Raw genomic sequence first — 11,121 nt, 5'->3', positions numbered from 1 at the left:
CAACCAACCAATCCCTTAAAATAAGATAAATATAGAGGCAGGATGGAACTATAGTGGCTCAAGACCGGGTAAGAAAAACCATTCGGAATCGAATAATAACCCATCCGACTACTTACTATGGAATCTTGGGGTTACACCCTAGTGCGTCACCTCTAGAAATCCGACGTGCCTATCGGGACTTCAGCAAACGCTACCATCCCGATACAACTGACTTACCGACAGACACGGCAACGGTGAAGTTTCAACAGCTTAATGAAGCCTATGCCACTCTGAGCAATCCAGAACGACGAGTTTTGTATGACCAAAAAATTGGCTACTCGCGCTATAGCGTGATTCAGCCACCTCCAGGTTTCAACCATCCCGTTAACCAACCACGCCCGAAATACTCATCCTCTGCCTATCTTGATCCAACCGATCGCCCTCTCTCGGCAGGCGAATTATTTGCCCTGTTCGTTTTGGGGCTGACTTTTGTGGGTTGCCTGCTACTTGCGATCGTGATTGGCTTAACCCGAGGAGATTCTGCCCTGCAAGTATCGGGGATACACAATTACAGCTTACCCACCGAATACCAGTTAAATCATCCCTCCTCTCAACCTCCAGGAGAAGAACTGTGGGTAACAAATGATACTGCAACAACTCCCAAATTTCCCATAGCTAACTAGTGCAGCATGGCAGAAATAATTGATTAGTTAAATTGCAGTCATTGAGTCGCCAAAATCATTATTTCTCTTGAATTTTTCCTGTTTAAATTTTCAATTGCTGAGTTGTTTAAATCCAAAGTGCCACACTGAAAACGCCCTATGATGCTGCCATCAGCCGATACCCCACTTTACAACCATCCCCTTCCTGAAATCGAGGAGTGGTTGCGCTCCCAAGGATGTGAACAAGACCGCAATGAGCTACATTGCTGGTATCTTGAGCGAGGGACTTGGAAAGCGGAACTATGCCTGGATGTTGAAGAGTTAACTGTACGCTACATGAATGCCACAGTAGAAGGGCGCGATATTGTGCGCTCCTTCAAGTATTCTCTCAGTCGTGAAGATATAGATGCTGCGGTTTTCTCAGGTCCTTAATAGCTCAGACCTTACCAAATCGCCGATGGCGTTGCTGATAAGCCGACAATGCCTGATGAAACTGAGTTCGGTCAAAATCAGGCCAAAGAGCCTCGGTAATGTAAAGTTCGCCATAAGCCATCTGCCACAACAGGAAATTTGAGAGGCGCATCTCTCCACTGGTACGGATTAGCAAGTCGGGATCGCAGACATTCGCGGTATAAAGATAGCGGGAAAACAGTGCCTCGTCAATCTCATCCGGTTGAATTTTACCTTGCTGGACTTGAGTGGCGATCGCCCGACACGCTTGCAAAATCTCCTCACGTCCCCCGTAGTTGGTGGCAACGGTAAACTGAATGCCGCTATTGCCTTGGGTTGCCGTCATAGATCGTTCGATTTGGTCTTGAAGCGATCGCGGCAAGGCGGCTAAATTCCCCACAAACTGAATCCGCACATTCTCCTCGATCATCTCTTGGAGTTCTCGCATCAACACCCGCTCAAATAAGGTCATCAAAAAGTCCACTTCTTCCAAGGGACGCCCCCAGTTTTCCGTCGAAAAGGCATAAGCCGTGAGCGCTTCAATTCCCCAATCCTTGCAGCAGCGCAGCAACTTCTTCAGGGCATCTACTCCCTGGCGATGCCCCATTATTCGGGGTAGTCCTCGGTGTTTAGCCCAGCGACCGTTGCCATCCATAATTACCGCCACGTGCCTAGGCAGGCGGTTGCGATCGAGGTCGCTGGGTAGCTCTTTCAAATTTAATACGCTAGGTTGCATGACAGTCATTTCTTCTTATGAGACGTTGGTGGCAGACGACGAAAGAAACGGGAAATCAAGTCTCGTCCCCGATGTTTAACTTGGCGACCTAAACTTCGCAAACCAGGGGCAACTGCCTCGCGGTCAACAGCCTTCGAAAATCGAGTCTCAAGCAATTCTTTGAGTTTAGAGCTAGTTAAAGGTCGGTTAAGTCCTCCTCTTTCTGCCAAAGAAATTGAACCCGTCTCTTCCGATACAACTATACACAGGCAATTTTCGACACGCTCGGTAATTCCCATTGCTGCCCGATGGCGCGTACCAAGTTGCCGCGAAGCCGTGCGCTCGGAAAGCGGCAAAATTACCCCAGCAGCAGCCACGCGGGAACCCCGAATCAAAACGGCTCCATCGTGCAGCAACGTCGTTGTCTGAAAGATGGTTTGCAGCAGTTCTTTAGAAACTTCTGCATTGAGCTGAACACCCGGTACCGAAAAATCCCGCTCGTCAACCGGACCGTTTGTTTCCATAATCATCAGAGCACCGGTGCGATTTTGAGACAATTCCTTAACGGCGTCCACAATTTCATCAATGACGCTGTCGGGCTTGGGGATAGGGCGTCGTTTGGCTTGAAACAACTGCACTATTTCTCCCCGCCCCAACTGCTCAAGAAATCGGCGAAATTCTGACTGGAAGATTACAGCCATTGCCACCGCCGAGCCAACCACCAACTTTTCTAGCACAAAACTCAAAAGCGTCAACCCCAGTCGATTGCTCACTGCTGCAGCTAGCATCAGGACAATCAACCCCCGAACCATCCACAAGGTGCGGCGTTCTCCAATAATCAGGAGTACCAAATAGGTGAGGGCTAGAACCAATCCGACATCGATGCTGTGAAGCAACAAGGACTGAACCCAGCCAGGGTCAGAAACAAGACCCGACGACGACGGAGGCATTGATAAACTTCAATAAACGCTTAGCGATGGAGATGCTTGACTCTGGCTTGATTTTAACGAGATAAACCCACGAGTTGCGATGAATTGTCAGTCAAAAGAGAAGTCATTGGTTGGGGACAGATGCAAAAATGCTTCCCTCTTGCACTCTAAAGGGTAAACGGTTAGCTTATCACAATTGAGTTAACGGAAAATACAGCGAAGCCTATCTATCCCATTCCCAGACCCTTACCCCTCTTGAGCCAGTCCCTTTGGCAAGCGATCAAAGCGGATTAAATCCTGGTACGTTTCTCGCTGCACAATCAATTCCGCTTGTCCCTCATTAACCAATACCGCTGCGGGTCGGGGCAGGCGATTGTAATTAGAAGCCATACTGTAATTGTAGGCACCCGTACCCATCACGACAAACACATCACCTGGTTCGGTGGTGGGCATGGGCGCTTCTTTGATGATCACATCCCCTGATTCGCAATGCTTGCCAGCAATAGTCAAGGTTTCTGTAAGGGGCGCGGACATCCGATTGCCAACAACAGCCCTGTAAACCGACTGATAAGTAATCGGGCGCGGATTATCTGACATCCCACCATCCACAGCTAAATAAGTGCGAATTCCAGGAATAACCTTGCGACTTCCTATGGTATAAGCCGTAACACAGGCTGAACCAACAATTGATCGTCCGGGTTCCGATAGCAGCCTGGGTAGGGGCAACTGCCGCTCTTCACAGGCACTAATCAGGGCTTCGCAAACCCCTTTCACCCAGTCGTCAATAGTGGGGGGATCATCGGATTCGGTGTAACAAATACCCAAGCCCCCTCCCACATTCAATTCTTGAATCGACAAACCGTAGCCAGAAGCTTTACTCATGTAGTCCACCAAAACTCCCGCCAAGTCTTGATGGGGTTGGCTCTCAAAAATCTGAGAACCAATGTGGGCGTGTAAGCCGATGCAATTCAAGGTGGGCTGTTGGCTGACAAAGGCAAAAACCGCCTCCAACTCATTGGGATCGAAGCCAAACTTGCTGTCAAGATGACCGGTGCGAATGTACTCGTGGGTGTGGCACTCGATCCCTGGCGTCATTCGCAGCATCATCGGAATCGGTTGGGGAGACGTTGCCTGCCTTGTCTCTACGAGGTTCACTAAATTGTGTAACTCTAGCCAGTTATCGACAACAATCGTGCAGCCACTCTCAACAGCTAGTTTCAACTCAGCCTTGGACTTGTTATTCCCGTGGAGGTAAAGTTGGTCAGCCGAAACGCCAGCTTCTAGAGCTGTGTAGAGTTCGCCTCCCGATACGACATCGATCCCCAAGCCTTCTGATGCTGCAAGGGCACAAACTGCCAGACAATTCCAAGCTTTAGAAGCATAGAGAACCAGAGACTGAGCGGGATAGTAACGAGCAAAGGCATCCCGATACTGACGGCAAGCGGTTCTGAATGTCACCTCATCCAAAATGTAAAGGGGAGAGCCAAATTGCTCGACTAAGCATTTCACATCACAGCCCCCAATTTCTAGGCAGTCCTGGCTGTTGACGGTAGCCGTTAGTGGCAGCAGCTCTTGATTGGGCGAACGAACCTCCCTGTCATGATCAGGAGAGGGAAGATATCGAAGTCCAGAATTTTGCACCCCAGTCGGGTCACTCAATAGCATAATGGTATTACTATCCTTAAATTGACATGTACAGGCACGACAGAGCGCCCCGTTAAACAGTGTACAATTGAGGGCTGTGGTTTTCTTAGAACTTAAGCCGCTGACAGCAGCGCAGCTCAATGCGGCTGTAGAGTTAGACCAGCTTTGTTTTGGGGGTCTTTGGACGCGATCGGGTTACGAGCGCGAGTTAGAGAGTCCCAACAGTCAATTGCTGGTTTTAGAGGCGCAGAGCGCGTCGAATGAGCAGGCACGAGGTAGTAACGCCTGTGCCGTCTCAACTCAATACTCGGTAACATCCGAGATTGAAACAACGCCGAATATGCCAAATTCCTTAGTGGGATTAGGCTGTTATTGGTCAATTTTAGAGGAGGCGCATATTACTATTCTGGCGGTGCATCCAAACTACCAGGGTCAAGGGATCGGTCAACTCCTTTTGCACACCTTGCTTCAAGAGGCAAAAGAGCATAAATTAGAGTGGGCAACTCTAGAGGTAAAACCTTCTAATCAGGTAGCCCTGTCACTTTACCGAAAGTTTGGCTTCACGGAAGCGGGACGACGCCGACGCTATTACAAAGATACGGGCGAAGATGCCCTGATTCTTTGGCGCAAGGGTCTGCAAGACCTGGAATTTGAGAAAATCCTTAGCGACTGTTACCGACAAATCATCCCCCGCCTGTCCGAGTGGGGTTGGCAACTGTCGGATGCGAGGCAGGCAGAGAGGATTGATTATCTTTGAATCGATTAACAATGCATTAAAAAATTGTTAACGGAAAATGCTGGATTCCTAAAATCCCTACTCAGCAGGTAGGGGAATCTAGACCTATATTCGTGCCGCCGGTTGTCTCTAAAACGACAGCCGGACTAGTCCCCTATGCTAGAATCAGCGTACACGGGCACGCAACAGGTGATGGAAATACGCCATGTTTGAACGCTTTACAGAAAAAGCCATTAAGGTGATTATGCTAGCCCAGGAAGAGGCACGTCGCCTGGGGCATAACTTCGTCGGCACAGAGCAAATCCTTCTAGGTCTGATTGGGGAGGGAACTGGCGTCGCTGCCAAAGTCCTCAAATCGATGGGTGTCAACCTCAAAGATGCCCGGATTGAAGTCGAGAAAATCATTGGTAGAGGTTCCGGCTTCGTAGCGGTAGAAATACCGTTTACCCCAAGAGCTAAACGAGTTTTAGAACTGTCGTTAGAAGAAGCCCGTCAACTTGGGCATAACTATATCGGCACTGAACACTTACTTCTGGGGTTGATCCGGGAAGGTGAAGGGGTGGCGGCTAGAGTTTTGGAAAACTTAGGGGTAGACCTAACTAAGGTGAGAACCCAAGTGATTCGGATGCTGGGCGAAACGGCAGAAGTCACCAGTGGCGCGTCCACCGGTCGCACCAAGACACCAACCCTGGATGAATTTGGCAGCAACCTCACCCAAATGGCTGGTGAAGGTAAGCTTGATCCGGTCGTAGGACGTGCCAAAGAAATTGAGCGGGTCATCCAGATTTTGGGACGCCGCACGAAAAACAACCCTGTGCTGATTGGGGAACCGGGTGTCGGAAAAACCGCGATCGCCGAAGGACTAGCCCAACGCATCGCCAACAATGATATCCCTGATATCTTAGAAGAAAAACGGGTTGTTACCCTCGATATTGGTCTACTGGTTGCAGGCACCAAGTACCGGGGTGAGTTTGAAGAGCGCCTCAAAAAAATCATGGATGAAATCCGTCAAGCCGGAAATGTAATTCTGGTGATTGACGAGGTTCATACCCTAATTGGGGCGGGAGCGGCTGAAGGAGCAATTGATGCGGCGAATATCCTCAAACCCGCATTGGCTAGAGGTGAACTTCAGTGCATTGGGGCAACAACTCTAGATGAGTACCGCAAGCATATCGAACGAGATGCGGCACTAGAACGGCGTTTCCAACCCGTGATGGTCGGCGAACCCACAGTAGAAGAGACAATTGAAATTCTTTATGGGTTGCGCGAACGCTACGAGCAGCATCACAAGCTGAAAATTTTGGATGAAGCATTAGAAGCAGCGGCGAAGCTTTCAGACCGTTATATCTCCGATCGCTACCTGCCGGATAAGGCGATTGACTTGATCGATGAAGCTGGCAGCCGCGTCCGCTTGATTAACTCTCAACTGCCCCCCGCAGCAAAGGAGTTGGATAAGGAACTGCGTCAGGTTCTCAAAGAAAAAGATGATGCAGTTCGCTCCCAAGATTTTGATCGGGCGGGAGAATTGCGCGATCGCGAAATGGAAATTAAGGCAGAAATTCGGGCGATTGCTCAGAATAAGAAGGCAGAAGGCGGCAATGAAGATGCTTCCCCCCAAGTGGATGAGGAAGATATCGCCCACATTGTGGCATCTTGGACGGGTGTACCGGTGAACAAGCTCACCGAGTCCGAATCTGAGAAGCTGCTGCACATGGAAGATACCCTGCACCAGCGCTTGATTGGTCAAGAGGATGCCGTTAAAGCTGTTTCCCGCGCTATTCGTCGCGCACGGGTAGGATTGAAGAATCCCAACCGCCCGATTGCTAGTTTTGTGTTCTCTGGTCCAACAGGAGTTGGTAAAACAGAATTGGCAAAAGCCCTGGCGTCCTACTTCTTCGGTTCTGAAGAAGCGATGATTCGCTTGGATATGTCCGAATACATGGAGCGCCACACCGTCAGCAAGCTGATTGGTTCGCCTCCGGGATATGTCGGCTATAACGAAGGTGGGCAGCTTACCGAAGCCGTGCGTCGCCGTCCTTACACTGTGGTGCTATTCGACGAAATCGAGAAAGCGCACCCCGATGTCTTCAATATGCTGCTGCAAATCTTAGAAGACGGACGTCTGACGGATGCTAAGGGTCGAACAGTAGACTTTAAGAATACCCTACTGATTATGACCTCGAACATCGGTTCTAAGGTGATTGAGAAAGGTGGCGGCGGTTTGGGCTTCGAGTTGAGTGACAATGAAGCTGAATCTCAGTACAACCGCATCCGTTCTTTGGTGAACGAAGAACTCAAGCAGTACTTCCGTCCAGAATTCCTCAACCGTCTGGATGAAATTATCGTCTTCCGTCAGTTGTCGAAGGACGAAATCAAGGAAATCTGCGATATCTTGTTGCGTGAGGTCTTTACTCGCCTGACTGAACAGGGAATTGACCTGGAGGTTACGGATCGGTTTAAGGAACGCTTGGTGGAAGAAGGGTACAGTCCATCTTATGGTGCAAGACCCCTGCGTCGGGCGATTATGCGCTTGTTAGAGGATGTACTCGCCGAAGAAATCCTCTCAGCACGTCTCAAGGAAGGAGATAGTGCGATCGTTGATGTTGATGAGGAAGGTAAGGTTAAAGTTCTTCCAGGGGAAAAGCGAGAGCTACTACCTCAAGGCGTTGAGTAAGTCAATCTTTCCATTACCAACAGTTCGTTAAGTTGACGGTAGAGAAGGTTAGCCTTTTCTACCGTTTTTTTTGAGTTAGCAGCGGATTTGGTAACGGATGTAACGGATAATTGAGGGTTAACTTCCGGACGAATTTTAAAGAAAAATAAATTCATATTTTGTAATTTTTATGCGTCTTCCCGATGAATCAGAATCGCCCTTTGAGATTAATATCGTGCCGATGATTGATGCTATCTTTTCGATTTTGGCATTTTTTATCATTTCGACGCTGTTTTTAACTCGTTCTGAGGGATTGCCTGTCAATTTACCTACAGCAATAACCGCAGAAATTCAGCGCCAAGAGCAAATTACGGTGACGATTAATGGGAATGGGCAGATTTTTGTGAACCGTCAGCCGATTGAACTTTCTCAGATTGAAGGTGCGGTAGGTTCTCTAGTTGTGCCGAATTCTCAATCCCTAGTGGTTATTAATGCTGATGCAAGGGTTCCTCATGGTAGGGTGGTGAGTGTGATGGATCGCTTGCGTTTGGTGCAAGGGATTCGGTTAGCGATCGCGGCTGAAAGACCGTAATATCATCCTTTTTTAGGATTTTTATATTTACCAATATGCTCCCTTTTAATGTCACTGACATCCGACTTCTAGGCTGCCCTTACTGGCTGCTTATATTGGGTCAATTCTAGCTCCAGTCTTGTCGAACTCGCTCACAAGTGCTACCAGTTAAGAGGGAAATAGTAAACTCTTCTAAGCAAATGAAGGATTTTTTGCAAAACATCTCTCGCTACCCCCGTTACCTGATCAGCATCACCTTGGGCATCTTCTTTGCCCTGTTCGAGCGCTTTAAGCCCTTATTCAGCAATCGCCTCAGCGCGATCGCTGTCATGGGTATTTTAGTGGGAGCTGTACTATTCTTGATATTTACCCTCCGGGCAATGCTAGGGTTAAATCCAGTTTATTAGACTAGAGATCGTTGCAAACAACTGCCCAATAGTAACAAAGGGGGCGTTATGGCTACAAGTCGCCGTGTTTCAAGAGTGTCCTCGCTGATTCAGCAGGAAGTCAGCCAAATGCTGCTGAACGAGATTAAGGATGACCGAGTAGGTGCTGGTATGGTGAGCATCACCGATGTCGATGTTTCCGGAGATCTCCAGCACGCCAAAATCTACGTGTCAATTTATGGTACGGATGAGGCAAAAGCAGAAACCATGGCTGGGTTACAGTCCGCCAGTGGTTATGTCCGCCGAGAATTGGGCAAACGGATTCGTCTGCGCCGCACTCCAGAGGTGAGATTTATCGAAGACCGAGGTTTAGAACGGGGCGATCGAATGCTATCACTGCTCAATCAACTTAATGAAGAGCGACGTAGCAAGGGACTCGAAGACGACATTCCCGATGCCGAAGGTTAAGAGGCTGTTTCTCCTCGAAATTATAGATCCCCCTAAATCCCCCTTCAAAAGGGGGACTTGTATTCAGTCGGAGTTTTCCTATTTCTGAGTGAAATGATAAAGCCCCTGCCCGATTTTCGCGCCCTCTCTCTAGAAGCCCAAGTCGCCCAGATGGTCGTCGTGCGGGCATCGGGCTATTTATTTGACCACCAAATTCAATATCCAGCGTGGGAACCTCCTGCCGCCATCTTGCAGCGTTGGGTGCAAGACTTGGGCATTGGTGGGGTCATTTTATTGGGCGGGAGTGCAGCAGAACTAGCAGTGCGATCGCAACAACTCCAAAACTGGGCTACTATTCCATTGTTCATTGCCGCAGATATCGAAGAAGGCGTAGGGCAGCGCTTTACCGGTGCCACTTGGTTTCCTCCTCCCATGGCAATTGGCGCTATTGCCCGCAACGATGCCCATAAAGCCCAACGCTACGCCCAAGAAATGGGAGCTATCACCGCTAAAGAAGCCCTAGCAATTGGCATTAACTGGATTCTGGCACCGGTCGCAGATGTTAACAATAATCCCCAGAACCCAGTCATTAACGTCCGCGCCTTTGGCGAAACCCCTGAAACCGTTAGCCAACTGGCGTGTAGCTTCATTCAGGGTACGCAAGACTACCCCATCTTAACGGCGGCTAAACATTTTCCTGGTCACGGGGATACAGCAACAGATTCCCATCTGGATTTGCCAGTATTACCCCACTCTTCAGCGCGACTAAATCAGGTAGAGTTGCCCCCCTTCAAAGCCGCCATTGCTGCTGGTGTCGATGCTGTAATGACCGCTCACTTGCTGATTCCAGCCTGGGATGAGCAATACCCTGCCACTTTGTCTAAGCAGGTTTTAACCCAGTTACTGCGGACAAATCTGGAATTCGAGGGACTTATCATAACAGATGCTCTAGTGATGGGAGCGATCGCTAATCGTTACGGTGCAGACGAAGCCCCAGTTTTAGCAGTCGAAGCTGGTGCTGATATTTTGCTGATGCCCTCCAACCCAGAAACAGCAATTCCGGCAGTCTGTAATGCCGTAACATCGGGACGCATCTCCCATGAACGAATTCTTTCAGCAGTAGAGCGTATCTGGAGAGCCAAACATCGAATTGTAGAACCCGGTTTAGTCAATAACCTATCTCAACAAAATCCACCCACTTTTCTCCACCAACTGTCCCAACCCGCCACCCTAAAGACTGTCACCAACATTCTCCAGGATTCCCAGCGAATCGGTGGTTCTCTACCGCTACCGCCAGAACCCCCAAACAGCAACCGCTCACTTCGCAACTTAATTGTGGTAGACGATAGTTTAACCTGCAAAGTCTTAGGGCGACAGGTTCCAGCCGTGGCGATACCCCAACAACGAGGTTACGAATTGCAACTGGTTGACCGTAACACCCCTTTCCCTTCTGAAAACTTGAGTTATACTACAACCATGCAACCCACATTGCTACAGCTATTCATCCGGGGGAACCCGTTTCGGGGTACTGCTGGACTGACAGCCGTGGCAGGTGAGTGGTTTAAGAGATTGTTAAGAACCCAAGAGTTACAAGCTCTAGTAATTTACGGTAGCCCTTATGTGCTGGAGCAGTTTCTGCCTGAGTTATCACCTGCTATCCCTTATGTTTTCTCCTATGGACAGACACCCACAGCTCAGGCGATCGCTCTTGAAGCACTCTTTCCCCAAGCCGCTCTCGCACAAAACGTTACAGAATTTATTTAAGGTTTATTAATCAATTTAAGATAAGCTGTCAACCCGTGTCAAATTTTAAGCAGGGGTTTACTCTGCTAATCCAGGCTGTCATCTGCCAAAGGGTAGATGTCAAGAACTGTCATCACCGTTACCTTTGGCAATTTTTATTAATAAAAAGAATTCCTTTGTAACTTTCTATACGGAACAAAAATTCT

12 protein-coding genes are annotated in these 11,121 nt (G+C 48.9%); 8 read left to right on the top strand and 4 right to left on the bottom strand.

Annotated features, from left to right (window positions below):
• Positions 1 to 53: 53 nt before the first annotated feature.
• Complete coding sequence (locus IQ257_RS18660) at positions 54 to 662, top strand: J domain-containing protein (RefSeq protein ID WP_193875150.1); 609 nt, start codon at positions 54 to 56, stop codon at positions 660 to 662.
• A gap of 138 nt (positions 663 to 800) precedes the next feature.
• Positions 801 to 1,073 carry a DUF3143 domain-containing protein gene (locus IQ257_RS18655; protein WP_193875148.1) on the top strand — a complete coding sequence of 91 codons (273 nt, stop codon included), beginning with the start codon at positions 801 to 803 and terminating at the stop codon, positions 1,071 to 1,073.
• Between the two features lie 4 nt (positions 1,074 to 1,077).
• On the opposite strand, the gene IQ257_RS18650 is transcribed toward IQ257_RS18655, so the two are convergent.
• From IQ257_RS18650 to lysA, 3 genes are all read right to left on the bottom strand, one after another.
• Entirely contained in the window at positions 1,078 to 1,827 is a 750-nt protein-coding gene (locus IQ257_RS18650) for an isoprenyl transferase (protein WP_416207932.1), read from the bottom strand.
• Positions 1,828 to 1,832: 5 nt separating this feature from the next.
• Positions 1,833 to 2,756 carry a diadenylate cyclase CdaA gene (gene cdaA, locus IQ257_RS18645; RefSeq protein WP_193875144.1) on the bottom strand — a complete coding sequence of 308 codons (924 nt, stop codon included), beginning with the start codon at positions 2,754 to 2,756 and terminating at the stop codon, positions 1,833 to 1,835.
• A 225-nt stretch (positions 2,757 to 2,981) separates the two neighbouring features.
• The gene (lysA, locus tag IQ257_RS18640; protein ID WP_193875142.1) at positions 2,982 to 4,400 is read right to left on the bottom strand and encodes a diaminopimelate decarboxylase; all 1,419 of its coding nucleotides are present in this window, start codon (positions 4,398 to 4,400) and stop codon (positions 2,982 to 2,984) included.
• Between the two features lie 76 nt (positions 4,401 to 4,476).
• Between lysA and rimI the strand changes: the two genes are divergently transcribed.
• Together rimI and IQ257_RS18630 are read left to right on the top strand one after the other, a co-directional pair.
• Positions 4,477 to 5,136: a ribosomal protein S18-alanine N-acetyltransferase gene (gene rimI / locus IQ257_RS18635; RefSeq protein ID WP_193875140.1), complete on the top strand. Its 660-nt coding sequence runs from the start codon at positions 4,477 to 4,479 to the stop codon at positions 5,134 to 5,136.
• 184 nt (positions 5,137 to 5,320) lie between these two features.
• Positions 5,321 to 7,789, top strand: a complete 2,469-nt coding sequence (locus tag IQ257_RS18630; protein WP_193875138.1) for an ATP-dependent Clp protease ATP-binding subunit — start codon at positions 5,321 to 5,323, stop codon at positions 7,787 to 7,789.
• Here the strand turns inward: IQ257_RS18630 and IQ257_RS18625 are convergent.
• Positions 7,774 to 7,944 (bottom strand): hypothetical protein, encoded by a 171-nt coding sequence (locus IQ257_RS18625; RefSeq protein WP_193875136.1) that lies wholly within the window; start codon positions 7,942 to 7,944, stop codon positions 7,774 to 7,776. The genes IQ257_RS18630 and IQ257_RS18625 overlap by 16 nt on opposite strands.
• Positions 7,945 to 7,958: 14 nt before the next feature.
• On the opposite strand from IQ257_RS18625, the gene IQ257_RS18620 reads away from it, so the two are divergent.
• From IQ257_RS18620 to IQ257_RS18605, 4 genes are all read left to right on the top strand, one after another.
• Positions 7,959 to 8,360, top strand: coding sequence for an ExbD/TolR family protein (locus tag IQ257_RS18620; RefSeq protein WP_193875135.1), 402 nt, complete (start codon positions 7,959 to 7,961; stop codon positions 8,358 to 8,360).
• Between the two features lie 179 nt (positions 8,361 to 8,539).
• Entirely contained in the window at positions 8,540 to 8,746 is a 207-nt protein-coding gene (locus tag IQ257_RS18615) for a DUF751 family protein (RefSeq protein ID WP_193875133.1), read from the top strand.
• 48 nt (positions 8,747 to 8,794) lie between these two features.
• Positions 8,795 to 9,193 carry a 30S ribosome-binding factor RbfA gene (gene rbfA, locus IQ257_RS18610; RefSeq protein WP_193875131.1) on the top strand — a complete coding sequence of 133 codons (399 nt, stop codon included), beginning with the start codon at positions 8,795 to 8,797 and terminating at the stop codon, positions 9,191 to 9,193.
• 93 nt (positions 9,194 to 9,286) lie between these two features.
• Positions 9,287 to 10,936: a glycoside hydrolase family 3 protein gene (locus IQ257_RS18605; protein ID WP_193875129.1), complete on the top strand. Its 1,650-nt coding sequence runs from the start codon at positions 9,287 to 9,289 to the stop codon at positions 10,934 to 10,936.
• Positions 10,937 to 11,121: the final 185 nt, after the last annotated feature.

It is taken from the genome of Coleofasciculus sp. LEGE 07092 (genome assembly GCF_015207375.1).
Taxonomy (GTDB): Bacteria; Cyanobacteriota; Cyanobacteriia; order Cyanobacteriales; family Coleofasciculaceae; genus LEGE-07092.
This window is presented reverse-complemented; position numbering and strand designations above follow the sequence as displayed.

Bases quoted from the DNA above. Each gene is read 5' to 3' on its own strand.
- IQ257_RS18630 (WP_193875138.1), top strand. From the start codon at position 5,321: ATGTTTGAACGCTTTACAGAAAAAGCCATTAAGGTGATTATGCTAGCC.
- IQ257_RS18615 (WP_193875133.1), top strand. From the start codon at position 8,540: ATGAAGGATTTTTTGCAAAACATCTCTCGCTACCCCCGTTACCTGATC.
- IQ257_RS18605 (WP_193875129.1), top strand. From the start codon at position 9,287: ATGATAAAGCCCCTGCCCGATTTTCGCGCCCTCTCTCTAGAAGCCCAA.
- IQ257_RS18650 (WP_416207932.1), bottom strand. From the start codon at position 1,827: ATGCAACCTAGCGTATTAAATTTGAAAGAGCTACCCAGCGACCTCGAT.
- IQ257_RS18625 (WP_193875136.1), bottom strand. From the start codon at position 7,944: ATGAATTTATTTTTCTTTAAAATTCGTCCGGAAGTTAACCCTCAATTA.
- IQ257_RS18655 (WP_193875148.1), top strand. From the start codon at position 801: ATGATGCTGCCATCAGCCGATACCCCACTTTACAACCATCCCCTTCCT.
- IQ257_RS18620 (WP_193875135.1), top strand. From the start codon at position 7,959: ATGCGTCTTCCCGATGAATCAGAATCGCCCTTTGAGATTAATATCGTG.
- cdaA (WP_193875144.1), bottom strand. From the start codon at position 2,756: ATGCCTCCGTCGTCGTCGGGTCTTGTTTCTGACCCTGGCTGGGTTCAG.
- rbfA (WP_193875131.1), top strand. From the start codon at position 8,795: ATGGCTACAAGTCGCCGTGTTTCAAGAGTGTCCTCGCTGATTCAGCAG.
- lysA (WP_193875142.1), bottom strand. From the start codon at position 4,400: ATGCTATTGAGTGACCCGACTGGGGTGCAAAATTCTGGACTTCGATAT.